Origin of the sequence: Streptomyces sp. NPDC007025 (genome assembly GCF_042869455.1) — a bacterium.
Classification (GTDB): Bacteria; Actinomycetota; Actinomycetes; order Streptomycetales; family Streptomycetaceae; genus Streptomyces.
In genome coordinates this window covers 137,432-164,049 of the sequence record NZ_JBIAFT010000010.1, presented here as the reverse complement: position 1 = coordinate 164,049, position 26,618 = coordinate 137,432, and the positions used below count along the sequence as shown (strand labels likewise).

The window sequence follows — 26,618 nt, the reverse complement described above, 5'->3', positions numbered from 1 at the left end:
CCTGGCTCTTGGCCCGATCGTTCCGGCGGGCGGACCCCGGCCCCGCCCGCCGGAGCGCGGGACGGAGCCGGTCAGCCGTGCAGGGCGGCGAGAAGTGTCGGCAGGGAAACCCGGAACTCCCGCGACCAGTAGGCGGGGTCGTGGGTACCGGCGTAGAAGTGGGTGGTAAGCCGGGCACCTGCCTTCCCGAGTCGCACAGCCAGCGTCTCGTTCTCCTCCCGCATGATCGCCTCGGTCGGTGAGTACACGTCCTCCGGGAACGGGTGCTCGGGGTCCTCCAGGCCGGGGACGTGCTCGTCGGGCCCCGTCCCCGGCGGGTCGAGCGGACCGAGCCGGCCGTCGCCGCAGGAGAGATGGACGGGGACGCCGCGGAGCCGGTGCCCGAGGTGGACGGGGTCGTGTGCCTCCCAGAGCCGGCGCTGCCGTACGGGGTGGCCCCACAGCGCGAGCCAGTCGAGGTCGAGGTAGGTCATCCCGGCACGGACCGTGTGCGGATGCTGAAGCGGGTGGACGTAGCCGCTGTAGCCGGCTGCGGCGCGGAACAGGCCGGGTCGGCGGGCGGCGTAGGAGAGGGCGCCGAAGCCTCCCTGCGACTCCCCGGCCACGGCGCGACGTGGCCCGGCACCGAAGTGCCGTTCCATCAGGGGCACGATCTCGCTGAGATGGTAGGTGGCTACCCGGGGCGGGCCCCCGGCGCCGTGGTTCCACCAGTCGGCGGCGAAGCCGTACAGCGGCATGTCGGGCATGACGACGAGTGTGTCCCGCAGGTCGGCCAGTTGGTGGATGCCGTGGTGCTGGGTCCACATCAGATGGTCGCCGTCGCCCCCGGGCAGCAGGTAGAGCGTGGGCCATTGTGCCCCGTGGCGGCGGCGCCGGTGCCAGCCTCTCGGGGTGAGCAGCCGGACGGCCCCCCTTCCGCCAAGGGCCGGGGAGCGGAGCGTCAGGTCGATGATGCGGTCGCCTGCCTCTTCCGCGTGCAGCACCTGTGGCCTGCGGCGCCCGGCACCGGTGGGCAGGGGTGCGGCGTCGGCCAGGCCGGCGGGGGCCAGCACGCCGAGTGCGGTGAGCGAAGCGAGGGCGTGGCGTCGCGAACGGCCGGATGCGGGCGGAGCCATAGGAGGCCCTTCAGAGAGAATGCGGTGGTACTCCCGAATATGAACCGAATCCAGCCCCAGGCGCATCGGGGACACACCCCGATGCGGCCCTGGTGCCGTGAGCCGGGGATTCACCGCGTGAGTCGGGGTTTGCCCGGATTCGTGGCCGGGTGGCGAGGAGGGGCGGTGATGGCCGAGCCGGTGCTGACCGAGGACGCGCCGGAGACGTTGCAGAGTGGGGCCGGGCGCAGTACGTCCCCAGGCGCTTGAGCAGGACATCCGCGCCTGGACCACGGCCCGGGGACGAAGACTCCGGACCCCTCCTCTGGACGAAGACAGCCGACGAGAGCCTCGAACGGGAGGTTCCTGAACCGGATTCCCCACTCAAGGCGCTACCCGTTCAACTCGGCCAGCACCCGCAGCGTCACCGGGTCCGCCGCCGTCACCAGCAGGTCGGTCACCGGACCGCCGCGCCACAGCTCCAGCCGCTCGGCCACCCGCTCCCGCGGCCCGACCAGGGAGATCTCGTCGGCGAAAGCGTCCGGGACGGCCCGCACCGCCTCCTCGCGGCGCCCGGCGGCGAACAGGGCCCCGATGCGCTCCGCGGCCTCCCCGTAGCCCATGCGCGCCATCAGGTCGGCGTGGAAGTTGCGGCGGGCGTGCCCCATGCCGCCGACGTAGAAGCCGAGCATCGCCTTCACCGGCAGCAGCCCCTCCGCCACGTCGTCGCAGATCCGCGCCTGCGCCATGGGCGCCACCAGGAACCCCGGCGGTGCCTGGGACAGCGCCTCGTCCCAGGCGGCCGCCCGGGTGGGCGACCAGTACAGCGGGAGCCAGCCGTCCGCGATCCGGGCGGTCTGCGCCACGTTCTCGGGGCCCTCGGCGCCCAGCAGCACCGGAAGGTCCGGCCGCAGCGGATGGGTGATCGGCTTGAGCGGCTTCCCGGTGCCGGTACCGTCCGGGCCCGCGTACGGGTGGGAGTGGTAACGGCCCTCCAGCCGGACGGGCGCCGCGCGGCGCAGCACCTGCCGCACGACGTCCAGGTACTCGCGGGTCAGGGTCAGCGGTGAGGCCGGGAAGGGGCGGCCGTACCAGCCCTCCACCACCTGCGGGCCCGACAGTCCCAGCCCCAGCAGCATCCGGCCGCCGGAGAGGTGGTCGAGGGTGAGCGCGTGCATGGCGGTGGCGGTGGGCGTGCGGGCGGCCATCTGCGCGACCGCGGTGCCCAGCCGGATCCGGGAGGTGTGCGCGGCGATCCAGGTCAGCGCGGTGAACGCGTCCGATCCCCAGGACTCGGCCGTCCACACCGAGTGGTAGCCGAGATCCTCGGCCTGCCGGGCCAGTTCGAGATCGCGGGGGTCGGGCCCGCGCCCCCAGTAGCCGAGTGCCAGTCCGAGCCGCATGTGCCGCCTCCCCTTCCCCCGCCCTTGGCTGACAGGAGGTCAGCTCGCTGGTCCGGCAGCGTACGGCAGCGGCCCCCCGCCCGGAAGGGCGGGGGGCCGCTGGGGCGGCGCGGAGCCGGAGGCTCAGCCGCGCTGGATGTTGGAGGTGTCCTGCAGGACGCCGCGCCGGCCGTCCTGCGTCTGCGCGATCAGGGCCTGGCCGCGCTGCTCCACCGCGAGGTACCAGGTGCCCGGCGCCAGTTCGGCGATCGGCTGCGGCGAGCCGTCCTCCGGGAAGAGCGGGCGCGCCATCGGGACGGCGAACCAGAACGGCTGGAAGTTCGGGTCCGGGGCGCCCGCTGCGGCACCCTGCGGGCCGCCGAGGGACTGACCGGGGCCCGGCTGCCCGGGCTGGCCCGGCTGGACGTCCTGCGGCTGACCCGGGTGCTGCCCGTAGGGCGGCTGGGCCTGACCGGGCTGCTGCCCGTAGGGGCCCGGTTGGCCGCCCGGGTAGCCGTAGCCGCCACCCTGCTGCGGGTACTGCTGGCCGTACGGCGCGGGGCCGCCCGTGTTCGCGGGCAGCAGCGGGGCCGCCAGGGCCGGGACGACCGGCGTGATCATCGCGATCACCGCGCCGATCAGCAGCGAGATCAGCGCCAGAATGGCGCCGGCCCCCATGTCGGCCTGGTCCGGTGCGACGGCCATCTTCCAGACAGCGGACCACAGCGCGACCAGCAGCAGCGTCACACCCGCCTGCGGGAGCGAGACCGCACCGAACTTGCGGCCCTCCGGCAGGAAACGACCACCGACCAGCAGACCGGTGCCGATGAGCCCCGCCAGGAAGATGGACGGGAGGGTGAGCTGGAGAATGTCCGTGTCCCAGGCGTTGGGCATCTCGGGGCAGGACGAGCCATCGCAGTCTGCGGAGAAGAAGTCGAGGAACGAAGCGATGAACAGCAGCACCGCTGCTCCTATCACCGCGCCGTCGCCTCGGGTGAGCGAGCGGATGTTCACGTGGGGTCCTTAGTCGGTCTTGTCATGGTTGAGGTCTGCCGGGGGTGAGCACCCCATCGTACGGACGACACTACGGGTAGACCCCGGGGGTTCGCCTGTCGGTTCCACGTTTCCCCCGCCCCTCAGGTGAGGAAAGCGGTGATTCCGTCCGCGACCCCCCGGGCGGCCTTTTCCCGCCACTTCGGGGAGGTGAGGAGTGCGGCGTCGGCCGCGTCCCGCATGTTGCCGCATTCGAGGAAGACTTTGGGGACGGTGCTGAGGTTGAGGCCGCCCAGATCGTCCCGGGTGTCCAGACCTTCGCCATTCCCGAGGTAGTTGGCGGGGCGTTCGCCGGTGGCCTTGCGGAAGGCGTCGCGCAGGTCGGTGCCGAGCCGCTTCGAGGGGCCCGCGACGGCCCGGGTGTCGGCGTCGCCCCGGTGCACGGATGCGGGAAGAATCACATGGAAACCGCGGCTGCCGCCGGGGGCGCCGTCCGCATGGAGGGAAACGGCGGCGTCCGCGTGCGCCCGGTTCCCTCTTTTCGCGCGCTCGTCGACGCACGGTCCGTACGGCTCCTCGCCGTCATGGGTGAACTTCACGGTCGCTCCCCGTTTCCGCAGCTCTGTGCGGACGCGGTGCGCGAGAGCGAGAGTGAACTCCGCCTCGCTGTAACCGGAATTGGTCGCGGTGCCCGTGGTGTCGCATTCCTTCTTTCCGGTGCCGATGTCGACGGACCGGGAAATCTTGCCTGGCTGGTCGCGATTGTGCGGATTGTGGCCGGGGTCGATGACGATCACCTTGCCGCGCAGCGGGGTCTTGCCGCCCCGCGATCCGGAGTGCCCTCCGCCGTCCTTCCCGCGGCTGTCCGCACCGCTGTGGTCGCCGCCGCCCTTGCCGCTCTTACCGGTCTTGCCCGTCTCCTCGCCGGAGCTCTTCCCCGCGGTCTTCCCGGACGACGCGGAGCGGGAGGGCTTGCCGCTCCTGCCCGAGCCGCCCCCGTGGCCGCCGGACATCCCGCACCCGGCCGCCCCCGCGCACACGGCTCCCGCGATCAGCAGGGCCGTCGTCCGCCGGGCTGTCCGCCGCCTCACGAAGCGCATCCATTCGACACAGGCGTAGATGGTAGAGCCTGCCCTCCGCGGCGTCCGAGGCCCCTCCCGCCTCCTCATCGCCGCCGCAGGACGCGCAGCGACCCGGTGGCGGGTCCGGGGACGTAGTCGCCCGAGGCCAGGGCCCGTTCGTGGATGTGGTGCGGGGCCTGGCCACCGTCGGCCGGGTCGGGGAAGACGTCGTGGATGACCAGCAGTCCGCCCGGCGCCAGATGCGGTGCCCAGCCCTCGTAGTCCGCGGTGGCGTGCTCCTCGGTGTGGCCGCCGTCGACGAAGACGAGCCCGAGCGGCGTGCCCCACAGCGCTGCGGCCCGGGGCGAGCGGCCCACCAGTGCCACGACGTGCTCCTCCAGCCCCGCCGCGTGCAGTGTGCGGCGGAAGGCAGGCAGCGTGTCCATCCGGCCGACGACCGGGTCGACGACCTCCGGATCGTGGTACTCCCACCCCGGCTGCTGCTCCTCGCTGCCGCGATGGTGGTCGACGGTGACGGCCGTCACGCCCGCCTGCCGCGCGGCGTCGGCCAGCAGCAGGGTGGAGCGGCCGCAGTACGTGCCGACCTCCAGCAGCGGCAGTCCGAGGGCGCCCGCCTCGACCGCGGCCGCGTACAGCGCGAGCCCTTCGTCCAGCGGCATGAAACCCTTCGCCGCCTCGAACGCGGCCAGGGTGCCGGCCTCGGGTACCTGAGGGTTCATCACGCGTTCCTCTGCTGTTGTCCGCCGTCGTCTGCGCTTGTCCGGTGCCGCGGGTGTGCTCGCTCGCGACCGGTGTGCTCGCCGGCGCACGGTCGCGGTGGGCCGCGCGCGGCGAGGGCGCACGCCCGGTGTGCGCCCGTCCGGTGCCATGCTGCCCTACCGCCGTCACCCCTCCGGGCGACAGGTAGCCTCGACGGACTGTCGATCCGGGAGTGCGGCGGCGCCGGTCCCGGCTCACGGGGGGACGCACAGGGGGAGTGGAGTGACAGGAAGCGACATGTCCGCGGGATCCGCCGTGGCGCCCGCCGCACGTCGCCGCAGAGGCCTGGCGGTCCTGCTCGGGATCGCCGTACTGGCGGGCGCCGGCCTGGGCACCTGGGCCACCGGGACCTGGCCCTTCGATCGGCAGCGTTACTGCTGGGGCGCCTGGGAGGCGCGCGAGGGCGACCGGGGCCCCCGCGTCCTGGACGAGACCTCGCAGGACGAGGAGCGCAGCGGCGAGCAGTCGGCGCCGCCCCGGAAAGGGCGGCGCGCCACCTGCTCGGTGACGCTCCGGGACACGGGCGGCAGCGGGTACGACGAACGGGTCGAGGCCGAGGTCGCGACGGTGCCGCGCGGTGCGAAGGAGCGGCGCGGCTGGCTGCGGACCTACCTGGACGCGGACTCGGCGCCGCTGCCGGACGGTCTGCCCGGTCTGGTCGGCAGGACACGCGCCGTCTTCGTCCTCCCCGAGGAGTGCGACAGCGCGGACGGGCTGCCCACCGCGGTGACCGTGCAGGGGGCCGGGACCTCTCCGCTGACCGCGTCCATGGGAACCGAGGAGGAGGTCGCCGACCTGCTGCTGTCGCTGGCCGGCACCGCGGCCCGCGCGTCGGGCTGCGCTCCGGACGAGCCGTTCGAGGCCGTCTCGCCGCTCGCCCGGGCCGACGCCGACGACGGCCTCACCGCGCAGGGCGGCGAGCTGTGCCGGATTCCCGGACTCCGGTTCGACCTGGACAAGGACGACCACTACGACGCCGGAGTCGGTGCCGTCCGCGACGATCTGCAGACCTGTTCGGTGCTCGACACCGCGGACGTGCGCAACCCCGTCCGGGCCGCGCTGTTCGCGGCGGTCTCCCGGCCCCGCCTCACAGCGCTGTTCACCGGCCTGGCGGACGACGGGTCCCCGGGCAAGGGCTGGCGCGGCACGGGCGAGGTCGGCGAGGAGCACGGACTGCTGACCGCCACCTGCGCCGGCCGGCCCACCGTCTTCTTCCTGCAGTTGGACGCCTACCTGGCGGCGCACGCCGCTCCCGATCCGCGCCGGGTGTTCGCGGCCGCCGCCAACTCCGTCGCCGACCGCCTCGGCTGCCCCGCGGTGGCACCCGGGTCATGAGCGGCGAACAGCACAGGGAGAAGGACCAGATGTCCGAGGAGAAGCAGGACTCCGCGCGGGACGCCCGGCCCGGTCCGGAGCCGGCACCCGGCACCGGGCGGCCCACCCCGCGGCAGGACCCCACCCCGCGGCAGGACCCCGAACCGGACCCCGAACCGGACCCCGCCCCGGCCGCCGCCGGGCCCGAGCCCGCCGCCGGGCCGGGCCCCGAGTCCGCCGCGACGGCGGAACCGCGTCCCGCGCCGCGGCCGTCGGGGCGGCTGCGGCGCCTGCTGCGGGGCAGGCCGGGCGCCGCCGTGATCGGTGCCGTCGCGGGTGCGCTGCTGGCCGCGGGGGGCCTGGCCTGGCAGGCCGGGGAACTGCCCTTCGTCTCCCGGGAGAGGTGCTGGGACGCGCTCTCGGCGGACACGGTCGGCCGGCTGTTCTCCGACGGGGACATCCGCACCCGGGAGCTGTCGCTCAGAAGCGCCGGCCGCCTGGGTGAGTACAGCACCGAGTGCCGGCTCCAGCGGTGGGAGGACGACGAGCTCAAGTGGGAGATATCGGCCCGGGTCGAGCAGCTCGCGCGGTTCGACGGCAGGGGTGCCCGCGAGTGGACGCGCGAGTTCCTCTCCCCGGCCATGGTTCCGCTGGGCGGCGACCTCCCGGGGATGGTCTCCGCCGGGCGGGCCTGGATGGCGCTGCCCGAGTCCTGCGTGGGCGGACGGCGGGACGACCCGCCGACCGTCGTCTCGCTCTCCTCGGGCCGGCTCGGCTCCTCCGACGACGACGATCCGGCCGAGCGGCGCCGCTATCGGGCCGCGCTGGCCGACGCGGTGGTCGAGCTGGCCAACGGCGTGCTGGCGGGGAAGAAGTGCCGGGGCAGCTATCGGGAGCCGGGTGACCTGGCGCGGGTCGTGGAGCGGCAGCGGCCGGGCACCTATCCGAAGGACCGGCTGTGCGGACTGAAAGGCGTCCGCGCGCCGTCCTGGCTGACGGGCAAGGGCGACTACGCGCGCGCGATGCGGACCACCGGCGACACCTCGGGGCCCGCCCACTCGTGCGAGTACGGCCGGGACTTCGACCTGGACGGCGTCCGGCTCACCACGATCGAGGACCCGCGCCTGGCGTCGTTCGTCGTCCCGCTGGGCTACGGCGGGAACCCGCGGTTCCGCGGCGACGGGTTCGGCAGCGTCTTCGGCGACATGAGCGTCTACGTCGCCACCTGCCAGACCGGCCCGGTGGCCTTCCTGGTGCAGCGGGAGGAGTCGTTCGTCAGGAAGCACGACCCGACGGTCGAACTGCTGCCGGACTACGCCGCGGCAGAGGCCAAGCGCGCCGGATGCGGCCCGGTGCGGGTGACGGGACCGGAGCCGCCGAAGTAGCCGCCCGGCTCTCCCACACCCGGCTCCCGCCCGGAAAACGAGCGCCAGGGGTCAGGAGGCAGGTGTCACACTACGCGCATGCCGCAGACCGCACAGCCCGCGAGCCCCCGCTCCATATCCGGCTCCGCAGCCCCCGGGGCGCCCCGCCTGTGGGCGGTCGTGCTGGCCGCCTGCGCCGGCCAGTTCCTCGTCGTGCTCGACGTCTCCGTCGTCAATGTCGCCCTTCCCTCCATGCGGGCCACCCTCGCCCTCTCGGAGACCGGGCTGCAGTGGGTGGTCAACGCCTACACCCTCACCTTCTCCGGCCTGATGCTGCTCGGCGGCCGGGCCGCCGACCTCTTCGGCCGCAAGCGGGTCTTCCTGGCCGGGCTGGCGCTGTTCACCGCCGCGAGCCTGGCCGGCGGCCTGGCCCAGGAGCCCTGGCAGCTGCTGGCGGCCCGCGGCATCCAGGGCACGGGCGCCGCGATCCTGGCACCCGCCACCCTCACGCTGCTGACCACGTCCGTGCCGGAGGGCCCGGCCCGCACCAAGGCGGTCGCCACCTGGTCCGCGGTCGGCGCCGGCGGCGGCGCGGCGGGCGGCCTGGTGGGCGGGGTGCTCACCGATGCGCTGTCCTGGCGCTGGGTACTGCTGATCAACGTCCCGGTCGGCGTGCTGGTACTGGCGGCGGCGGCCTGGTGGCTGACCGAGAGCCGGGAGGACTCGGTCCGGCGGCTGGACGTGCCCGGGGCGCTGCTGGTGACCCTGGGGCTGGGCGCGGTGGCCTACGGCATCGTGCGCACGGACAGCGCGGGCTGGGCGGCGGCCGGTTCGCTGGGGCCGCTGGGCGGTGGACTGGTGCTGCTCGCGTTGTTCGTCGCCGTCGAGGCCCGCTCCCGGGAACCGCTGGTGCCGCTGCGGCTGTTCCGCAGCCGGGCCGTGTCCGCCGCGAACGCCGCCATCTTCATCAACGGCCTCGCCATGTTCGCCATGTGGTATTTCCTCTCCCTCTACACCCAGAACGTGCTCGACTACACCCCGTTGCAGGCGGGCCTGGCGCTGATCCCGCACTCGATGACGATCGTCCTCGGCTCCAAGATCGCCCCGTTCCTGATGGCGCGGACGGGAGACCGGCTGCTGGCCGTCGCGGGTGCCGCCATGGCGGGGGCGGGCTACGCGTGGCAGAGCACCATGGACGCGGACGGCGCCTACGCCACGACGATCCTGGCGCCCGGTGTGCTGATGGCACTCGGCGCCGGGCTGGCCGCCACGCCCCTGGCGACCATCGCCACCGCGACCGACGACCCCGGCGAGGCGGGCCTGCTCTCCGGGCTGTTCGGCACCGGCCGCACGATGGGCGGCGCGCTCGGTCTGGCGGTGCTCTCCACCGTCGCCGCGGCCCGCACCGACGGGCGGCACGACCCCGCGTCGCTGGCCGCCGGATACGGCAACGCCTTCCGGGCGGGCGCCGTACTGCTGGGCGCGTGCGTGCTGTTCATGCTCGTCGCGCTGCCCCGCACGGTGCGCGACCGGCCGTCCGCGGCGGCCGGTCCGGCAGCCGACCCGGCGTCGGCCGAGGCGCCGTAGTCCGCGCCGCGGCAGACGGCGATGCGGGGTGGCGGTGAGCGGCGGCCGTGCTCGGCGCAGCCGCTGCGGGCACCGTGCCGATGACGCGCACGGCGCCCGGGTCCCGCGCCGGACTTCTTCCGGTCACGCGTCCGGCCCGGCCGCGCCCCGCTGCTGACGCGACATCAGCTCTTCCCTTGTCCGGAGGGCTGCGCTATACAGGGGGGCCGTCGGTTAGAACGTGTTCCACCCGGGGTGCGGGATGCGCTCCCCGGGGTGGCCGGCGCCCGTACCCGCGAGGAACCCGCAGCACCCCGAGGCCGCAGAGTCCGCCGAGAACCCAGGGGACCCGGACGGCCCGGAGAACCCAGCAGAACCCCGAGAAACAAGGAGCCCAGCATCCGATGCCCATCGACGTAGCCAAGGCCCTGGCGGCCGAGCCCCGCAGCACCGAGATCGCCTGGGGGCACAAGGACATCCAGCTCTACCACCTCGGTCTCGGCGCGGGCACGCCCGCGACCGACCCGGCCGAACTGCGCTACACGCTGGAGAACCGGCTGCACGTCCTGCCGTCGTTCGCCACCGTCGCGGGCGGTGGCATGGGCGTGGTCGGCGGGCTCTCGGCACCCGGCCTCGACGTGGACCTGACCGCGGTGCTGCACGGCACCCAGTCCGTCACCCTGCACCGGCCGATCCCGGTGGACGGCCGGGCCACCTCCACCGCACGGGTGGCCGACGTCTACGACAAGGGCAAGGCCGCGGTCCTGGTGCTGGTCACGGACGTCGCGGACGCGGAGGGGCCGCTGTGGACCACTGAGGCCCAGCTCTTCGTGCGCGGCGAAGGCGGCTTCGGCGGCGAGCGCGGGCCCTCCGGCCGTCTGGACGTCCCGGAGCGGGAACCCGACTTCGCCGTCGAGCGTCCGGTCCGTGAGGAGCAGGCGCTGCTCTACCGCCTCTCCGGCGACTGGAATCCGCTGCACGCCGACCCCGAATTCGCCCGGCTCGCCGGGTTCGACCGTCCTATCCTGCACGGGCTGTGCTCGTACGGGATGGCTCTCAAGGCCGTCGTGGACGGGGTGCTGGACGGCGACGTGACCCGGGTGGCCTCGTACGGGGTGCGGTTCTCCGGAGTCGTCTTCCCCGGTGAGACGTTGCGGATCCGCGCCTGGCGCCTGCCGGAGGGGCGCCTCCAGCTGACGGCGACCGCCGCCGAGCGGGACGACGCGCCCGTGCTGGGCGACGCCGTGCTCACCCACATCTGACCCGCATCCGGCCGCACCCCGCCCCCATCCGATCAGCGCGCCTCCGGAGGGAGCCGACATGCGCGCAGCAGTACTTGGGCGAGACCGGGCAGACAGGCTCGATGGTGCTGGACGACAACGAACCGGCGGCCTCACCTCGGGGCCGGGCGCCGCGAGGCCGCGCTGCGCTCCGGGGCGACGGAGGCCGTGGCACCTGGCGGCCTCGCCGACGCCGAGCGCCGGGTGACCGGCGACGAGGGGTTCGACCTCGTCTTCGAGGTCGTGGGCAGGTCGGCGACGGCCCGCACCGCCTACGACGCCACCGGCGCGGCGGCACCCTGTGCGTGGTGGGTGCGGGCGCCGCGGACGACGAGCTCCGGTTCAGTATGTTCGAGCTGTTCTTCGACGGGAAGCGCATCCTGCCCTCCCTCTACGGCGGCGGCGATGTGCTGCGCTCCTACGACCGCGCTGTGGCGCTGTGGCGGGCGGGCCGGATCGACCTGGAGGGGATGATCACCCACCGGGTGCGGCTGGAGGAGATCAACGAGGCCGTCGACCAGATGCGTACCGGAGAGGCGCTCCGCACCAGCATCTCCCCTTGGCAAGCGGCTTCCTGGAGCGGGCTCGCCCTCCGGTGAGGAGGTGGAGGCGGGCTGCGCACACGACGGAGCCCCGGCCACCACCGGTCGGTCGGAAGGTGGCCGGGGCCCCGCTGTACGCCGTTGCGCCTGTACGGCGCCGGCCGACGGCCTGCCGTCGGCTACTGCGCGGGCTCAGGACGCCGGTGCCGGCCCTGAGCCGGTACGGTCCGCTCCTCCTGTGCGGCGGCTTCCCCCCTGTGCTTCCCCCGGTGAGTCCCCTCGCCGGCCGTCTGCGTGGTGCTGGGCGTCTCGGTCTGGGTGTCCGACATCGTGATGTCACTCCGTCAATCTCTTGCTCTGCCGTCGTACCCGGCGGAGTTTATCGAGCCGGGGCGACGTCCTTCAGGGCCTTCCATCCGCTGGTCACGCCGTTCCGCTGGGCAGCGGGGCCTGCTGGAGCGGGACCGGTTTGCGCGCCGCGTCCTCCAGAGCCCCGAACGGTGCCGTACTGCCTGCGGAAACCCTTCTGCCCACCAGGGAACCCAGCAGTCCGGAGGGTGACCCTCCGTGATCGTGATGTTGTAGAGCCGTGACGTCGCCGACGGGCGGAGCCGTCGGCTCCGGCCGCTCGGGCGGCCGCGGCGCGGCGCGCGGCGGCTCTCCGTCCGGCGTGGCAGGCCCCCGCGCCGCGCCCCCGTCCGCCGGGGCCGCCGGGGCGGGCGCGGAGGTGGCCCGGGGTGTCTCCGGTTCGGGCAGCGGGGCCCGCATCCGGGCCAGTCCGCACGGGTTGTGCACCGTGGAGCAGGGGACGCGCAGTTCGCCGTCGGCCGTCCACAGTCCGTGCCCCGCCAGCCATCCGGCCGGGCTCGCGAGGTGCCGCACCTCGCGCAGACCGGGCCGCCACACGGCGAGCCAGGTGCCCTGCGGCCCGTCCACGCGCAGCGCCACGGCGCACCGCTCGGGCAGCAGCGACTGCCCCGGCTGGACGGCGATCGGCGTCAGCCGGGTGCCTCGGGGGTGCAGCGCCTCGGGGAACCGGACCGGTCGGTGGCTGCCCAGCACCCCCCAGCCCAGCCGCGGCTCGCCGGGGGCGTCCGAGCGGACGAGCAGCAGACCGCTGTCAGGGTCGGCGAGCAGCAGCCGGTCGTCGCTCCCCTCGGCGATCTCCAGCAGCGGGGAGGTCTCGCCGTCCGCGCCGAGGTCCACCGCGACGGTCCTGGTGGGGCCGCCGCCGTCCGGCCCGGCGGTGTCGAGCGCCAGCATCCGGCCCTCCCGGTCCAGCCACGCGCCGCCCGACCAGCTGCCGCGCAGCCGGGCGAGCCGCGCGGGCGGCCGGGCCGAGCCGTCGGTCACCAGCCACACGCCTGTGCTGCGGCCGTCCGGCTCCCGGGCCAGCGCGTAGGCCCGCGTCCCGCACGGCGCCGGGGGCAGCAGCCGCAGCGCGTCCGTCTCCACGGTGCCCAGCCGCCGCTCGCCGGTCTCCTGACCCGAGGGGTAGAGCAGCGCCAGGGAGCAACGTCCCTGCGTCCGGCGGGCGATCAGCACCCGGCCGTCCGACAGCGGCAGTACGCCGCTGTCCGCGTCCTCCGGCTGCGCCACGGGGAGCGGCACCGCGTACGGCTCCGGTCCGTCGAGAGTCCAGCGCTCCGGATACCAGAGCTCCGTCCCGGCGTGCGCGGTGAGCCGGGCGGCGTAGGAGCCGTCCGCCGCGACCGTGAAGCTCTCGTTCATGACCCTGGCGGCACTCACCGTCATGTTGCGGTCACCTCCGGTCACGAAGCTAGGCCCGGATTCGTGCGCGGACAGCGGGAGATGAACCGCTTCACGCGTACGAGTGACCGAATTCGTGTTCGTCCGCGGGAGGTCCGGGAGCCTCCCGCCGTCCGCTCCGGCGCCGGTGCCGGGCGCGCGCACCTGCGCCCACCGGGCTGGGAGCGCCGCTGCGGCGGACAGGTAGCCTTGCCCCCGTGCCAGCACAGCCCACACTCTCCGAAGTCATCGCCGCGCTCGACGCCCTGTGGCCGCGCGACCGCGCCGAGCAGTGGGACGCCGTCGGCACCGTCTGCGGCGACGTCTCCGACCCGCAAGCACGTGTCAGCCGGGTCCTGTTCGCCGTCGACCCCGTGCAGCAGGTCGCCGACGAGGCCGTCGCCAAGGGCGCCGAGCTGCTGGTCACCCACCATCCGCTCTATCTGCGGGGCACCACCACCGTCGCGGCCGACACCTTCAAGGGCCGCGTCGTGCACACCCTGATCCGCAACGGCGTCGCCCTGCACGTCGCGCACACCAACGCCGACTCCGCCGACCCCGGCGTCTCCGACGCGCTCGCCGGGGCGCTCGGGCTGCGTGTGCTGCGGCCGCTGGTGCCCGACCCCACCGACCCCGCCGGCCGGCGCGGGCTGGGCCGGATCTGCGAACTGGAGCGCCCGCTGCCGCTCGGCGACCTGCTGGAGCGGGCCGCCGCCGCGCTGCCCGTCACCGCGCAGGGACTCCGGGCCGCGGGCGACCCCGCCATGCCGGTGACGACGGTCGCCGTGTGCGGCGGCTCCGGCGACAGCCTCTTCGAGACGGTGCGTGCCGCGGGCGTGGATGCCTACCTCACCGCCGACCTGCGCCACCACCCCGCCTCCGAGGCGCGGGAGCACTCCCCGCTCGCTCTGCTGGACGCCGCGCACTTCGCCACCGAGTGGCCCTGGTGCGCGCAGGCGGCCGCGCAGCTCGACGCCGTCGCCGAGCGGGAGGGCTGGGACCTGCGCACCGAGGTCTCGCACACCGTCACCGACCCGTGGACCGCGCACGCGCCCTCGCTGCCGCAGGAGTCGCCGCTCTCCCGCCCGGCCACGGCTCAGCAGACCGCATCGACCGACCACGACCTCACTCCGGGAGCCCCCAACTGAACGCCGCGCCCGCCGATCAGATCCGCCTGCTCGACGTCCAGGCACTCGATACGCGCCTGACGCAGCTCGCGCACAAGCGCAAGACCCTTCCCGAGCACGAGGAGATCCAGCGGCTGGACGCCGACCTCGCCCAGCTCCGCGACCTGCTCGTGGCCGCGCAGACGGAGGAGAGCGACACCACCCGCGAGCAGACCAAGGCGGAGCAGGACGTCGACCAGGTCCGCCAGCGCGCGGTCCGCGACCAGCAGCGCCTCGACTCGGGCGCGGTGACCAACCCCAAGGACCTGGCCAACCTGCAGAGCGAGATCGCCTCGCTCGCCAAGCGCCAGAGCGACCTGGAGGACGTCGTCCTGGAGGTCATGGAGCGGCGCGAGTCCGCCGCCGAGCGCTCCGCCGAACTGGGCGAGCGGGTCGAGTCCGTCGGCACCAAGGTGCAGGACGCCACCGCGCGCCGGGACGCCGCGCTGGCGGAGATCGACGCCGAGCTGGCCGGTGTCCGCAAGGAGCGCGAGACGGTCGCCGGCGCCGTCCCCGGTGAGCTGCTCAAGCTCTACGACAAGATCCGGGAGCGCGAGGGCGGGGTCGGCGCCGCCAAGCTCTACCAGCGCCGCTGCGAGGGCTGCCGCCTGGAGCTGAACATCACCGAGCTGAACGAGGTGCGCGAGGCGCCCGCTGACACGGTCGTGCGCTGCGAGAACTGCCGCCGCATCCTGGTGCGCACCCCGGAGTCGGGGCTGTGAGCCCGGCGGCCGGCGGGGGCCTGCGATGAGCGGGGGCCAGGCGCGCCGCACCTTCGTCGTCGAGGCCGACGGCGGTTCGCGCGGCAACCCCGGTCCGGCCGGATACGGTGCCGTGGTCAAGGACGCCGCCTCGGGTGGGACCCTCGCCGAGACCGCCGAGTTCATCGGCAGGGCCACCAACAACGTCGCCGAGTACCGGGGCCTGGTCGCCGGGCTGCGGGCCGCCCGCGAACTGGACGCCGACGCCGCGGTGCTGGTGCGGATGGACTCCAAGCTCGTCGTCGAGCAGATGTCGGGCCGCTGGAAGATCAAGCATCCGGACATGCGGCCCCTCGCGGCGGAGGCCGCCGCGGTCTTCCCGCCGGACGCGGTCAGCTACGAGTGGATCCCGCGCGAGAAGAACAAGCACGCGGACCGGCTCGCCAACGAGGCGATGGACGCCGGGAAGCGGGGTGCGCGCTGGGAGCCGGGCGCGTCCCGTGCGGAGCTCGACACCGGGCCCGGCGCCGGCCGCAGCGGGTCCGGTACGGGCCGCACCGGCTCCGGCGGGAGCACGGGAAGCGCGGCGACCGCGCCCTCCGCCGCGGCGGACGACGGGTCCGGCACGGAGGGGGCCGCCGCTCCCGCCGTTCGCCCGGGCTGGGGGCCCGACCTCGGCACCCCCACCACCTTCGTGCTGCTGCGGCACGGGGAGACGCCGCTCACGCCCGAGAAGCGGTTCTCCGGCAGCGGCGGCTCCGACCCCGAACTCTCCGCTGTCGGCCGCCGGCAGGCCGCCGCGGCGGCCGAGGCGCTCGCCGCGCGCGGCACGGTCCAGGCCGTGGTCGCCTCGCCGCTGCGCCGCTGCCAGGAGACGGCGGCCGTCGTCGCGGACCGTCTCGGGCTGAGCGTGCGTACCGACGAGGGGCTGCGCGAGACCGACTTCGGCGCCTGGGAGGGCCTCACCTTCGCCGAGGTCCGTGAGCGCCATCCGGAAGACCTGGATGCCTGGCTGGCCTCCGCCGGGGCCCGCCCCACCGGAGGCGGCGAGTCCTTCGAGGAGGTCGCCCGGCGGGTCGCGGTGGCCCGGGACAAGCTGCTGGCCCGCTACGCGGGTCGCACCGTGCTGCTCGTCACGCATGTGACGCCGGTCAAGTCGCTGGCCCGGCTCGCGCTGGGGGCCCCGGCCGAAGCGCTGTTCCGGATGGAGCTGTCGGCCGGTTCCCTCTCCGCCGTCGCCTACTACGCCGACGGCAACGCCTCGCTGCGGCTGCTGAACGACACAGGGCACCTGCGCGGGTAGCGAGGTACGGCGAGAAGCGGCGGGGCGCCGCCGAGGACCGACGGGGAGCGGCGAGGACCAGCAGGGCGCGACGCGCGGCACACCGGGGTGCCCGCGCGGCCGTGCGCTAGCCGGTGCTCCGGTGCCGGCCTCCGTGGGTCCCGCCGCGGGGCGCGTGCCGGGGCAGTTGGTCCGCGTAGCCGGCCTCCGTCCACACGTAGGTGCGGAACTCCTCCGGCGTCAGCACGCCGGGCCAGGGTTCCCCGCCGGGGCAGAAGACGGATGCGCAGCCGTAGCAGTAGCGGGCGGGCGCCCAGAGCGCGTCGGCCCGCGCCGCACCGGCGGACTCCGCGTCCTGTTCCTGCCGGTCGCCGCGCACCACGACGATGGTGCCGACGAAGCACGCGGCGGCCAGCAGGATGCCGCCGCCGAGGTGGAGCGGTTTGTCCTGGTCCATGCCCGTCCAGGCGAGCGCCACACCCATTCCGGTGAGCACCATGCCCTCCAGGAAGTGCATACAGCCGTCGCCGGTCTTCTCCGGTCCTTTGGCCAGCCGGGTGCCCAACTCCTTGCGGAGCGCGCCCTTGCCGGTGCGTGCTTCGGACACGGGTCGGGTGTCGCCGCCGCCGCAGCCGGGGCATATCGCCCCGGCGCCGCCGGGCGGGTAGTCGGTCGCCATGCGGGCAACCTACCGGCGCCGGTGGCGTCCCGTGCCGGGAGGTCGGCTGCGACGTCCGCCGGTCTCCGGGCCCTCGCCCGTCGGGGGCTCGGGCGAAAAGCCTGAGCGAGGCGAGACGTATCGTCTTGCCGAAACGCCGGACGTGCCGTACCTTCGTGCCCATGGGTTCCCTGTGAGAGGTAAGGCGCCGACCGCGTAGAGCACCGCTCCGCCGTCGCCGCGCCCCGCCGTGCAGTCACTCACCTCGTTCCGGCCCGTCCCGGGCCAGGAGGGACCGACCCATGCGCACCTCACAACTCACCCTTCGCGGCGTCACCAAGCGTTACTCCGGCCGCACCGTCCTCGACCAGGTCTCCTGCACGCTCAAGCCGGGGGAGAAGGCCGGACTCATCGGCGACAACGGCTCCGGCAAGTCCACGCTCCTCAAGCTCCTCGCGGGCCGGGAGCACCCGGACCACGGCGAGTTGACCGTGACCGCCGCGGGCGGCGTCGGCTACCTGCCGCAGACCCTCCCGCTCCCGCCGACCGCCACGGTCCAGGAGGCCGTCGACCTGTCGCTGGCGGACCTGCGCGCACTGGAGGCCGAGCTGCGCCGCGCCGAGCGGGCACTCGGCGACGGCGGCAGCCCGGAGGCGTACGCCGCGCTCGTCGAGCGCTACGAGGCCCGGGACGGCTACGCGGCCGACCAGCGGGTGGAGACCGCCCTGCATCGCCTCGGCCTGCCCGGGCTGCCCCGCGAGCGCCGCATCGACACGCTCTCCGGCGGCGAGCGCTCCCGGCTGTGCCTGGCCGCGGTCCTGGCGGGCCGCCCGGAACTGCTCCTGCTGGACGAGCCGACGAACGACCTGGACGACGGGGCCGTCGCCTGGCTGGAGGAGCAACTGCGGGCACACCGCGGGACGGTGCTCGCGGTCACGCACGACCGCGTCTTCCTCCAGAGCCTGACCACGACGATCCTGGAGGCCGACGGCGGAAGGATCACCCGCCACGGCGACGGCTACCCCGGCTACCGCGCCGCCAAGGCCGCCGAGCGCCGCCGCCGGCTTCAGGAGTACGCGGAATGGCGCGCGGAGCTGGCCCGCAACGAGCGGCTGGCCACCGGCAACGCCGCCCGCCTCGACGGCATTCCGCGCAAGGTGCCGCTGGCCAACTTCGGCCACGGCGGCTTCCGGGCCCGCGGCCGCGCGCACGGCGCGATGGCGCGCATCCGCATCGCCCGCGAGCGCGTCGGCCGCCTCCGGGCCGATCCGGTGGCGCCGCCGCCCGACCCGCTGTCCTTCACGGCCCGCATCCGTACCGCGGCGGCCGAGTCCGGGGCGGCCGCCGAGCTCACCGGAGTACGGGTGGCAGGCCGCCTCCGTCTGGACTCCCTCACCCTGGGCCCCACCGACCGGCTGCTGGTCACCGGACCGAACGGCGCGGGCAAGACCACCCTGCTCCGGCTGCTGGCCGGTGAACTGCGGCCGGACGAGGGCGCGGTGCGGGTGCCGGGCAGGGTCGGCCATCTGCACCAGGACGAGACGCCGTGGCCGCCCGGCCTGACGGTGGCGGAGGCCTTCGCGCTGGGCCGTCCCGGATCCGCCGACGACCACGCCGACGCGCTGCTCTCCCTCGGCCTCTTCCGCCCGGCGGAACTGGGCCTGCGCGTCGGCGACCTCTCCTACGGCCGGCTTCGGCGCATCGACCTGGCCCGCCTGGTCGCGGACCCCGCGGACCTGCTCCTCCTCGACGAGCCGACGCATCACATCTCCCCCGCCTTGGTGGAGGAGTTGGAGGAGGCCCTGGCCGGATACCCGGGCGCCGTGGTCCTGGTGACGCACGACCGGGCGCTGCGCGGCCGGTTCGAGGGGACGCGGCTCGCGCTGGACGGGGGTGCGGTCGCGGGGTGAGACGACGGCCGGGGTGCCGGGACGGGTCGCGTGTGCTGGGCCGTGGCGCAGGCGGCGGCCATGTGGTGACGGGCGGCGCCGGCGCAGGCGGCGGACGTGTCCGGCCGGTGCCCGTGGGCGCGGGGAACGTCCGTCTAGCGGGTCGGCCGTAGCGCCGCCGCCTCGGCGGCCAGCGCCCGGACCCGCTCCCAGTCCCCGGCCGCGAGCGCGTCGGCGGGCAGCATCCAGGTGCCGCCGACGCAGCCGACGTTGGGCAGCGCCAGATAGCCGGCCGCGTCGTCGGCGGTGATGCCGCCGGTGGGGCAGAAGCGTGCCCGCGGCAGCGGGGAGGCCAGGGATTTCAGATAGCCGGTGCCGCCCGCCGCGCGCGCGGGGAAGAACTTCATCTCCGTCACGCCGCGCTCCAGCAGGGCCATCGCCTCGGAGGCGGTCGAGACGCCGGGCAGGAAGGGCACTCCGGAGGCCCGCATGGCCTCCAGCAGCGCGTCGGTCCAGCCGGGGCTGACCAGGAAGCGCGCGCCTGCCGCCACCGCGGTCTCCACGTCCCGCGGTCCCAGTACCGTGCCCGCGCCGACGACCGCCTCGGGGACGGCGTCCGCGACGGCGCGGATCGCCTCCGGCGCGGCGCCGGTCCGCAGCGTGATCTCGATCGCGGGCAGCCCCCCGGCCACCAGTGCCCGGGCCAGCGGGACGGCGCCCGCCGGGTCCTCCAGCACGACGACCGGGAGGACGGGGGCGAGGTCGAGCAGGGAGGGCGCGGAAGTCATGTCCGTATCGTGCCCGCGGGCAGCATGCTTCGCAACGGCCGTTGCGACCTGTGCAACCGGCGCGATCGGCTGGTCAGAGCTCGGTGACGACCACATCCAGCGCCCGGGCACCCTCGTCGCCCTCCACGGTGTAGCCGAGCTCGCGCAGCGTCCCGGCCAGCGCCGCGGGGGTCTTCGGCGCCGCACCTGACTCCAGCAGCGCCCGCACGATGCGGCCCTTGGTCGCCTTGTTGAAGTGGCTGACGACCGACCGCTTCTCCACCCCGTCCACCAGCCGGGACTGCAGGACCCGCACGGTCGCCGTGCGGCGCGCCAGTTCACCCTTGGGCTTCCACATGCCCGCGTACGCCGACGAGCGCAGATCCAGCACCAGCCCGCCGCCCGCCGCCTCGGGCAGCACCGACTCCGCCGGGCCGCGCCAGAAGGCGCCCAGCGCACCCGTGCCCGGCAGCTTCACACCCGCGGACAGCCGGTAGGAGGGGATCCGGTCGGTGACCCGGACGGCACCCCACAGCGCGGAGAAGACCAGCAGCGAGCGCGCGGCCCGCCGCTTGGCCGCCGGACTGAGGGTGGCCAGTCCCAGCGCGTCGTAGAGCACCCCGGTGTAGATCTCCCCGGCGGGACGGGTCGGCGCGGTCCGCAGCCGGGCGTTCTTGGCGACCTCGCCGCGCAACCCCTCGCCGATCCCCAGTACTCCCCGCGCCTTCTCCTCATCGGCCCGGCAGAGTGCCACCAGCTCCTCCAGCACCGTCTCCCGCGCCGGGTTCAGCCCCGGAAGGGAGAGCGAGTCCAGGTCCAGCGGGCGCCCCCGCGAGCCCTCGGCCTTCCCCTCGGACGGCGGCAGCAGCACGAGCACGGCACTTCTCCTCGGTCCCTCGGTGCGGCGCCCGCCTGCGACGCCGGTGGTGCGATCCCCTCCGGCCGCCGGAGGGGGACCCCAGCGTACGGGCCCGTACGCTGAGCTCCGCCGCTGGGCACCCCGCTGGTCCCTCACACGGCGTGCGGGAACGAGAAGACCCGGTCCGGGTCGTACGCGGCTTTGGCCTTGGCCAGCCGCTCGGCGTTGGCACCGTAGTAGGCCCGCCGCCAGTCGCGCAGTGCCGGGTCGGGGCAGTTCTGGTAGGCGAACCCGCTGGCCCACGGCCGCATCGCGGCGTGGGTGGCGTCCAGCCAGCCGCGGTGTCCCGCCACCGCCTCGGCGCCGGAGCCGTCCGGCCAGGCGACGGCGTACTGCGCCAGGAAGCGGGCACTCCGGTGCACGAACGCCGTCGCGTCCGGGCGGGGCCGGTTCACGGCTCCGCCCAGCGCGTCGAGGACGACGCTCCCGGCGCCGTCGCCGCGCAGTTCGGCCACCCGCTCCACCCGGTCGAGCAGCGCCCGTATCCCGGCGAGCGGCAGCGGGCGGGTGTAGAAGTCGGAGCGGGCGGCGTACGACTCGCGGGCCACCCTGCCCCGCTTGGTGCGGCCGGGCAGGGTGCCGCGCTGGTGCGCCTGGGCGAGGGTCCAGCCCGAGACGCCGCCCAGCACCTTCAACGCGTCCAGGTAGCCGTGCCTGCGCAGCGACAGATCGGCGGTCGTACCGATCCGCCCCGCCAGCCGGTCCAGTTGCGTCTCCACCTCGCGCCGCGCCCCCAACGACAGCCCGCCCAGCCGCACACTGCCCGGCCGGCCGCCCGCCGGGGCCGACAGCCGCAGATGCGACCAGATCTCCTCCGGCGCCACCGGCGCCCACCGCTGCCACTCGCGCACCACGGCCGCCGCCCGCGACCAGGGCCAGGAGAGGAAGAAGGTCTGGCAGCCGGGCGCCACATGGGTGCGGAAGTCCAGCGAGGTGACGACGCCGAAGTTGCCGTTCCCCGCGCCGCGCAGCGCCCAGAACAGCTCGGCGTCGTCGGCCCCGCCGTCCGCGGACACCTCGCGCAGCGTGCCGTCGGCCGTGACGATCCTGGCCCCGGTGAGGCTGTCGCAGGTCAGCCCATAGGCGCGGGCGACGGCGCCGATCCCGCCGCCCAGTGCCAGCCCCGCGATCCCCACGGTCGGCCCCGACCCGGCCGGTATCGTCCGCTTGTGGGCCGCCAGACCGGCGTGGACGTCGATCAGTTTGGCCCCGGCGCCCACCGTGGCCAGGCGTCCGGAGGCGTGCACCCCGGCGAGCCGCTGCACGTCGATGATCAGCCGGCCGTTGCCGCTGGACCAGCCCGCGGACGAGTGGCCCCCGCTGCGTACCGACACCGGTATCCGGTTGCGCCGCGCGAACGCCAGGCACTCGGCGATGTCGCCGGGCCCCGCGCAGTACGCCACCGCGGCCGGGCGCACCGCGTCGAACCGCGGGTTGAACAGCTTGCGTGCCGCGGTGAAGTCCCTGTCGCCGGGGCGCAGCAACGTTCCGTCCAGCCCGCTGCCGAGCGCCCTCCACGCCGCGCTCGTGGTGTCCGCCGTGGCCCCGGCGTTCGCTGTGCTCGCCGTGCTCCCGGGCTTCGCCGCGTCGGCCGGGCCGGCTGCGCTCGCCGGGCTCGTCCTGCCGGCCGTGTCCGCGGTCTCCCCCGCGCCCCCTGAGCCCCCTGCACTTCCCGCGTTTCCCACGTCCGCCGTGTCCGTCCCGTTCCCCGGGCCCGTCCCGCACTCCGTCATCCGCGTCCCCCTGGCCGCTGTCGCGCTCCCCGCCGCGCTCCGCGCCGCTTCGTCGTCCCGGTCCCGCGGCAGTCCGCGCCCCGCCCCCGCCGCCGTTCCCGGCATGTGCGCCGCCCCTTGCTCCGCTCGTCCCACCGCTCCTCGACGAAGATCGACTCCGCCGTGGGAGGGGACGGACCGTCGGGTGACGTGGTTCCTTCCGGTAACCGGAGTGCGGACCGGCGGCGCGGGCCGGCAGCGGACCGTGCGGCGGTGCGTCCCGCCCCGCGGGCGGGTGAGCAGGGCCACCGGTGACGACCGGCCGCGCCGTACGGCGGCGGAGTGCGGGTGGCGGTCACCCTGGAAGCCAACCAGTACCACCGCAGCCCCGCCAGCCAATTCTGGTTACAGTCGGCGGCATGACTGATGTGACCGGCTTTTCCGCGCGTGGCGATGTAAGGCCCCCTGCCGTGGCGGGTGGCGAGAAGGAAACCCTGCTGGCGTTCCTGCGGTATCTGCGCGAGGCGGTGATCGCCAAGGCCGCCGGACTCACCGACGAGGTCGGCCTCGCCCCGGGTGTGCCCTCCGGGACCAGCCTGCTGGGCCTGGTGCGGCATCTGACCTTGGTGGAGCGCAACTGGTTCGGCCATGCGTACGCAGGGCAGGGCGAACTCCTCGACGACGACGCGCCGCCCGAGCACGCCGAGACCGGCGAGTCGCTGATCGCCGCGTACCAGGAGGCGATCCGCGCGTCGGACGCGATCGTCGCCGACTGCGACGACCTCGACCGGCCCGGGGCGCGCTCCCTGCGCGAGACCCCGCCGCCGACGCTGCGCTGGATCCTCGTGCACATGATCGAGGAGACGGCCCGGCACGCGGGGCACGCCGACATCCTCCGCGAGCAGACCGACGGCGCCACCGGCCGCTGAACCGGGGCCGGACCCGCCCCGCCGAACGGCGGGCGGCCGGCCGGCGGCGCTCAGAACGATCCGAACGCCGGCCGCCCCGCCGGGGTGTAGGTCTGCATCGTGACGCCCGAGGGCAGCGCCTCGGCGGTCTCCAGCGCGAGCGCCGCGGGCACGCCGCCCTCCGCGAAGAGCCGCCGGCCCCTGCCCAGCACCACCGGGAAGACCAGCAGCCGGTACTCGTCGATCAGGCCGTGCGCCATCAGCGACCGGGCCAGCACGCCGCTGCCGTGGATCTGCAGATCGCCGCCCGGCTGCCGCTTCAGCTCCCGCACGGCCTCCGGCACGTCGCCCCCGAGCACCGTGCTGCCCTGCCACGCGGGGTTCCGCAGCGTGGTCGAGGCGACGTACTTGGGCAGTGAGTTCAGCCGGCGGGCGATCACCGGGTCCTCCTCGTCGCCGACCTGCGGCCAGTACGCCGCGAAGATCTCGTAGGTGCGCCGCCCCAGCAGGAAGGCGCCCGCACGGCCGAACCAGTCGCCGACGACCTCGCTCATCCCCGCGTCCGCGTAGGGCACCACCCAGCCGCCGAGGTCGAACCCGTCGCGCGGGTCCTCCCCGGGACCGCCGGGCCCCTGCATCACACCGTCGAGCGACAGCATCGTGGTCAGTGTCAGCTTGGCCATGGTCCTCGCCTCCGAGTTCTTCCCCGCGTGCCGGCGCCTCCGGTCCGCGCGTGCCGAGGGCCCCGGTCCCTCCTGCTGGAGGAGGGACCGGGGCCCTCGGCGGAAATCATCGGTGACGGGCGGTCCGTCTCACGCCACCGGCGCGCCCTCCTCGGCCGGCAGGGTGTCCATGAACGAGCTGACGGAGAAGACCGCGCGGCCCGCGCCCGCCGGACCGTAACCGGGAGGCGAGGAGAGCCCGTGCCGCTGCATCGCGGAGCGGTAGGCGTCCAGCAGCCGGATGTGGTACTCCAGCGGGGCGCCCTGCGGATTCGACCTGCCCAGCGGGGTCGTCGGCTCCGGGCACCAGGTGGTGAAGCGCGGGGTGATGCCGTGGGACATGAAGAAATCCAGGCCCTCGGTGGTGGAGGCGATGGCCTCGTCCACCGTGTCGAAGCCGTACGGCGCGGCCATCTCCACCCCGGCGACGAAGTTCGGGATCACGTTCCGGGCCCCGAAGACGTCCGCCGAGTCGAGCACGCGGCGGTGCCACTCCTCACGGCCGACGTAGCGCTCCTTGCCGGGGCAGTACAGCTCGAACAGCCGCTTGTCCCACACCTCGAAGTTGGGGTGATAGATGCGGATGCCGTGGTCGTGGAACCGCTTGACGTCGTCCTTGGGCAGCGCCTGCGCCACCACCTTGCCCGTCCAGCGGCCCGGGAAGCGCTCCTCGATGGCCTGCGCGTACTGCCCGTAGAAGTCCGCCTCGTCCTTGCCCTGGACCTGCGAGGTGATGGAGCCGCCGGTGAGGGTGTAGGCGTGCGAGGCGCCGAGCGTGTCGTGGTCCGAGATGATCTGCAGCGCCTCCAGCACCTCCTCGACCGGCTTGACCCCGGTGTACGGGCGCCCGGCGGCCTTGTGCTGGCGCCAGTTGTGGTTGATGTCGCAGTACTGGCACTCCTCCTTGGCGCCGAAGTACTGGCACACCCGGAAGACCGTCAGATAGATCAGGTAGCCCCACTGGATGGTGGGCGCCACCTCCATCACGGACTTTCCGTTGGCGAGCGTGTGCCGGTAATACTCCGGCATCGGCGGCAGGCCGACATCCGCGATCCGCCGCCCGTCCAGGTAGAGGCCGAGTGCGCCGTCCTCGCCGGCCCGCACCCGATAGGGCGAGCTCGGGTTCACCCGTACGGAGACCACGGTGCGGCTCAGGTCGTACGGACCTCCGGTCAGCACGACCTCCTCCGGCGGCCGCCGCAGCGCGGCCTCGCCCAGTTCGGGCAGGGTGCGGTGGTCGAAGGAGAAGATGAAGTACGACTTCGGCTTGATCTCGCCCGTCGCCTGGTCGGCGGTGTCGCTGAGCGCCGAGTCGTCGAAGGCCATCCCGCCGCGGAGCAGGTCCTCCTTCAGTACGGCCTCCCGCGGGATATGCGGAAAGCGCTCCATGAGGTCCTCGACCAGAGCGGTGCGGTTGCCTTGCTCCGGTGGGCCCTGCTGGCCCTGCTTGCCCCGTCCGGACGGCACGTGCGACGGCATCGGCAGGGGAGTCGGCGTTGGCGGCATGGTGTGATCAAGCTCCTCACTTCGCGGCCCGGGGGCGCACCCGACGGTACTCCGGTGCCCGAATCGGCCGCACACCTGCCTCTTGTTCCGTACGCCCGGCCCCGCGTTCCGCGGGCGGCACGCGGCCCCGCCGGTGCCCGCCCCTCGCGCCGCGGAGGCTCGCACGTGCGGAAGGCGCCCGGTTCGCGCCGCGGAGGGTCACCGCCATACGTCGGGGCCGCCGCCGCGCCATTCGATCAGGTTGGGATCGTCGAGCTGGATCTCGGCGGGGTCGAGACCGGCGCGGCGCAGGAACTCGACGACGTCCTCGGGCCGGTGCGCGAAGCCGAGGCTCTCGGTGTGTGCGGTCACTTTCCGTCCGCCGGTCTGCGACGGAGGGTGGACGACGATCGGAGGGGTCATAACTCCAGAGTGCAACTTTGGCCAACGGCCCGCACCCGTGGCAGCGGCCCGCACCCCTGACAGCCGCCCGGGACCCGGGAGCGCCGACGGGACGCGGCGGCTGCACATTCCTCGGAAAGCGGCGACCATCCGCCCCCGGAAGGGGGGCGGAGCCGGGGGCCGCGCCGCCCCGGGGATGCCCCCGGCCCGGATCCGGGGCCGGGCCTTCGCGGGGGACGGTGCCGGCGAAGGTAGCCGTGCCGGTGCAGGTGGCTGCCGGCGCCGGTCGCCGTTCCGGAGCCGTTGTCAGTGGCCGGTGGCAGACTCCTGGACATCCGTAACCATCATGCTGGCTGCGTGTGGACGGAAGGCCCCGCCGACAGCGCGGCGGGGCCGCTCGGCGGACGAAGGAAGGAACGCGCATGGCGGGAGCCGCGGGCAAGGGGAGTGCGGCGAAGTTCCGGGCCGTCACAGCGCTTCAGCGCCATGTGGTCAATCCGCTCTCCCGCCGGATGCCGGGTCAGGCCCTGCTGGAGACCACGGGCCGCAGCAGCGGTGTCCCCCGCCGCACACCGGTCGGCGGGCGCCGCGAGGGGCGACGGTTCTGGCTGGTGTCCGAACACGGCGACCGGGCGCAGTACGTGCGCAACATCCGCGCCGACCCGCGGGTGCGGGTCCGGGTCTCCGGCCGCTGGTACACCGGGACGGCCCGCCTCCTCCCCGACGACGACCCGTACGCCCGCCTCGCCGCGCTGCCGCGGCTGAACAGCGCCGTGGTCCGTGTAGTGGGCACCGACCTGCTGACCGTCCGCGTCGACCTCGACGCCGAGTGACCCGGGCCGCACCCGGGCCGGCCGCTGCCGCCGGGGTGCACGTCCGCGT

At 74.7% G+C, this 26,618-nt stretch carries 23 protein-coding genes and 1 pseudogene; 11 read left to right on the top strand and 13 right to left on the bottom strand.

The window, feature by feature from the left end; genetic code table 11:
* Positions 1–71: 71 nt before the first annotated feature.
* From ACFYMO_RS20650 to ACFYMO_RS20630, 5 genes are all read right to left on the bottom strand, one after another.
* Positions 72–1,115, bottom strand: a complete 1,044-nt coding sequence (locus ACFYMO_RS20650; RefSeq protein ID WP_366770664.1) for an alpha/beta hydrolase-fold protein — start codon at positions 1,113–1,115, stop codon at positions 72–74.
* Between the two features lie 371 nt (positions 1,116–1,486).
* Complete coding sequence (locus ACFYMO_RS20645) at positions 1,487–2,497, bottom strand: LLM class F420-dependent oxidoreductase (RefSeq protein ID WP_366770663.1); 1,011 nt, start codon at positions 2,495–2,497, stop codon at positions 1,487–1,489.
* Positions 2,498–2,620: 123 nt separating this feature from the next.
* Positions 2,621–3,490: a hypothetical protein gene (locus tag ACFYMO_RS20640; RefSeq protein ID WP_366770661.1), complete on the bottom strand. Its 870-nt coding sequence runs from the start codon at positions 3,488–3,490 to the stop codon at positions 2,621–2,623.
* Positions 3,491–3,612: 122 nt separating this feature from the next.
* A complete protein-coding gene (locus ACFYMO_RS20635; RefSeq protein WP_366770660.1) occupies positions 3,613–4,569 on the bottom strand; it encodes an N-acetylmuramoyl-L-alanine amidase in 957 nt (318 codons plus the stop codon).
* A gap of 65 nt (positions 4,570–4,634) precedes the next feature.
* A complete protein-coding gene (locus ACFYMO_RS20630) occupies positions 4,635–5,270 on the bottom strand; it encodes a class I SAM-dependent methyltransferase (protein WP_366770659.1) in 636 nt (211 codons plus the stop codon).
* Between the two features lie 277 nt (positions 5,271–5,547).
* Here ACFYMO_RS20630 and ACFYMO_RS20625 point away from each other — a divergent pair, with 277 nt between their 5' ends.
* From ACFYMO_RS20625 to ACFYMO_RS20605, 5 genes and pseudogenes are all read left to right on the top strand, one after another.
* Complete coding sequence (locus tag ACFYMO_RS20625; RefSeq protein WP_388547909.1) at positions 5,548–6,645, top strand: hypothetical protein; 1,098 nt, start codon at positions 5,548–5,550, stop codon at positions 6,643–6,645.
* Positions 6,642–8,009, top strand: a complete 1,368-nt coding sequence (locus ACFYMO_RS20620) for a hypothetical protein (RefSeq protein ID WP_388547906.1) — start codon at positions 6,642–6,644, stop codon at positions 8,007–8,009. The genes ACFYMO_RS20625 and ACFYMO_RS20620 overlap by 4 nt, the downstream gene beginning before the upstream one ends.
* A gap of 78 nt (positions 8,010–8,087) precedes the next feature.
* Positions 8,088–9,575, top strand: a complete 1,488-nt coding sequence (locus ACFYMO_RS20615) for an MFS transporter (protein WP_366770656.1) — start codon at positions 8,088–8,090, stop codon at positions 9,573–9,575.
* 383 nt (positions 9,576–9,958) lie between these two features.
* Positions 9,959–10,816, top strand: coding sequence for a MaoC/PaaZ C-terminal domain-containing protein (locus tag ACFYMO_RS20610; RefSeq protein WP_366770655.1), 858 nt, complete (start codon positions 9,959–9,961; stop codon positions 10,814–10,816).
* A 141-nt stretch (positions 10,817–10,957) separates the two neighbouring features.
* Positions 10,958–11,433 (top strand): annotated as a pseudogene (locus tag ACFYMO_RS20605) (zinc-binding dehydrogenase); the annotation flags it as partial.
* Between the two features lie 366 nt (positions 11,434–11,799).
* On the opposite strand, the gene ACFYMO_RS20600 reads toward ACFYMO_RS20605, so the two are convergent.
* Positions 11,800–13,131, bottom strand: a complete 1,332-nt coding sequence (locus ACFYMO_RS20600) for a hypothetical protein (RefSeq protein WP_388547901.1) — start codon at positions 13,129–13,131, stop codon at positions 11,800–11,802.
* A gap of 212 nt (positions 13,132–13,343) precedes the next feature.
* Here ACFYMO_RS20600 and ACFYMO_RS20595 point away from each other — a divergent pair, with 212 nt between their 5' ends.
* Genes ACFYMO_RS20595 through ACFYMO_RS20585 form a run of 3 tightly spaced genes read left to right on the top strand, consistent with a single transcriptional unit; the run spans position 13,344 to position 16,295 of the window.
* Positions 13,344–14,273 (top strand): Nif3-like dinuclear metal center hexameric protein, encoded by a 930-nt coding sequence (locus ACFYMO_RS20595; RefSeq protein WP_366770653.1) that lies wholly within the window; start codon positions 13,344–13,346, stop codon positions 14,271–14,273.
* Positions 14,270–15,013 (top strand): C4-type zinc ribbon domain-containing protein, encoded by a 744-nt coding sequence (locus ACFYMO_RS20590; protein ID WP_366770734.1) that lies wholly within the window; start codon positions 14,270–14,272, stop codon positions 15,011–15,013. The genes ACFYMO_RS20595 and ACFYMO_RS20590 overlap by 4 nt, the downstream gene beginning before the upstream one ends.
* A 25-nt stretch (positions 15,014–15,038) precedes the next feature.
* Complete coding sequence (locus ACFYMO_RS20585; RefSeq protein ID WP_366770652.1) at positions 15,039–16,295, top strand: bifunctional RNase H/acid phosphatase; 1,257 nt, start codon at positions 15,039–15,041, stop codon at positions 16,293–16,295.
* A gap of 106 nt (positions 16,296–16,401) precedes the next feature.
* Here the strand turns inward: ACFYMO_RS20585 and ACFYMO_RS20580 are convergent, their stop codons facing one another.
* Positions 16,402–16,953, bottom strand: coding sequence for a hypothetical protein (locus tag ACFYMO_RS20580; protein ID WP_366770651.1), 552 nt, complete (start codon positions 16,951–16,953; stop codon positions 16,402–16,404).
* 281 nt (positions 16,954–17,234) lie between these two features.
* Here ACFYMO_RS20580 and ACFYMO_RS20575 point away from each other — a divergent pair, with 281 nt between their 5' ends.
* Positions 17,235–18,842 (top strand): TlrC/CarA/OleB/SrmB family ABC-F type ribosomal protection protein, encoded by a 1,608-nt coding sequence (locus tag ACFYMO_RS20575; protein WP_366770650.1) that lies wholly within the window; start codon positions 17,235–17,237, stop codon positions 18,840–18,842.
* A gap of 134 nt (positions 18,843–18,976) precedes the next feature.
* On the opposite strand, the gene eda is transcribed toward ACFYMO_RS20575, so the two are convergent.
* The 3 genes from eda to ACFYMO_RS20560 all read right to left on the bottom strand — a co-directional run bounded on the left by eda (position 18,977) and on the right by ACFYMO_RS20560 (position 22,240).
* The gene (gene eda, locus ACFYMO_RS20570; RefSeq protein WP_366770649.1) at positions 18,977–19,609 is read right to left on the bottom strand and encodes a bifunctional 4-hydroxy-2-oxoglutarate aldolase/2-dehydro-3-deoxy-phosphogluconate aldolase; all 633 of its coding nucleotides are present in this window, start codon (positions 19,607–19,609) and stop codon (positions 18,977–18,979) included.
* A 73-nt stretch (positions 19,610–19,682) separates the two neighbouring features.
* Complete coding sequence (gene yaaA / locus ACFYMO_RS20565) at positions 19,683–20,465, bottom strand: peroxide stress protein YaaA (protein ID WP_366770648.1); 783 nt, start codon at positions 20,463–20,465, stop codon at positions 19,683–19,685.
* A gap of 134 nt (positions 20,466–20,599) precedes the next feature.
* Entirely contained in the window at positions 20,600–22,240 is a 1,641-nt protein-coding gene (locus tag ACFYMO_RS20560; RefSeq protein WP_388548160.1) for an FAD-binding oxidoreductase, read from the bottom strand.
* Between the two features lie 398 nt (positions 22,241–22,638).
* Between ACFYMO_RS20560 and ACFYMO_RS20555 the strand changes: the two genes are divergently transcribed.
* Positions 22,639–23,148, top strand: a complete 510-nt coding sequence (locus ACFYMO_RS20555; protein ID WP_366770646.1) for a DinB family protein — start codon at positions 22,639–22,641, stop codon at positions 23,146–23,148.
* A 50-nt stretch (positions 23,149–23,198) separates the two neighbouring features.
* On the opposite strand, the gene ACFYMO_RS20550 is transcribed toward ACFYMO_RS20555, so the two are convergent.
* The 3 genes from ACFYMO_RS20550 to ACFYMO_RS20540 form a co-directional block, all read right to left on the bottom strand.
* On the bottom strand, positions 23,199–23,810 hold the full coding sequence (locus ACFYMO_RS20550) for a dihydrofolate reductase family protein (protein WP_366770645.1): 612 nt from the start codon (positions 23,808–23,810) through the stop codon (positions 23,199–23,201).
* Positions 23,811–23,939: 129 nt separating this feature from the next.
* A complete protein-coding gene (locus ACFYMO_RS20545) occupies positions 23,940–25,328 on the bottom strand; it encodes a radical SAM protein (RefSeq protein WP_388548157.1) in 1,389 nt (462 codons plus the stop codon).
* A 225-nt stretch (positions 25,329–25,553) separates the two neighbouring features.
* Positions 25,554–25,757: a hypothetical protein gene (locus ACFYMO_RS20540; RefSeq protein WP_074998500.1), complete on the bottom strand. Its 204-nt coding sequence runs from the start codon at positions 25,755–25,757 to the stop codon at positions 25,554–25,556.
* A gap of 401 nt (positions 25,758–26,158) precedes the next feature.
* On the opposite strand from ACFYMO_RS20540, the gene ACFYMO_RS20535 reads away from it, so the two are divergent.
* Positions 26,159–26,569, top strand: a complete 411-nt coding sequence (locus ACFYMO_RS20535; protein ID WP_366770644.1) for a nitroreductase/quinone reductase family protein — start codon at positions 26,159–26,161, stop codon at positions 26,567–26,569.
* Positions 26,570–26,618: the final 49 nt, after the last annotated feature.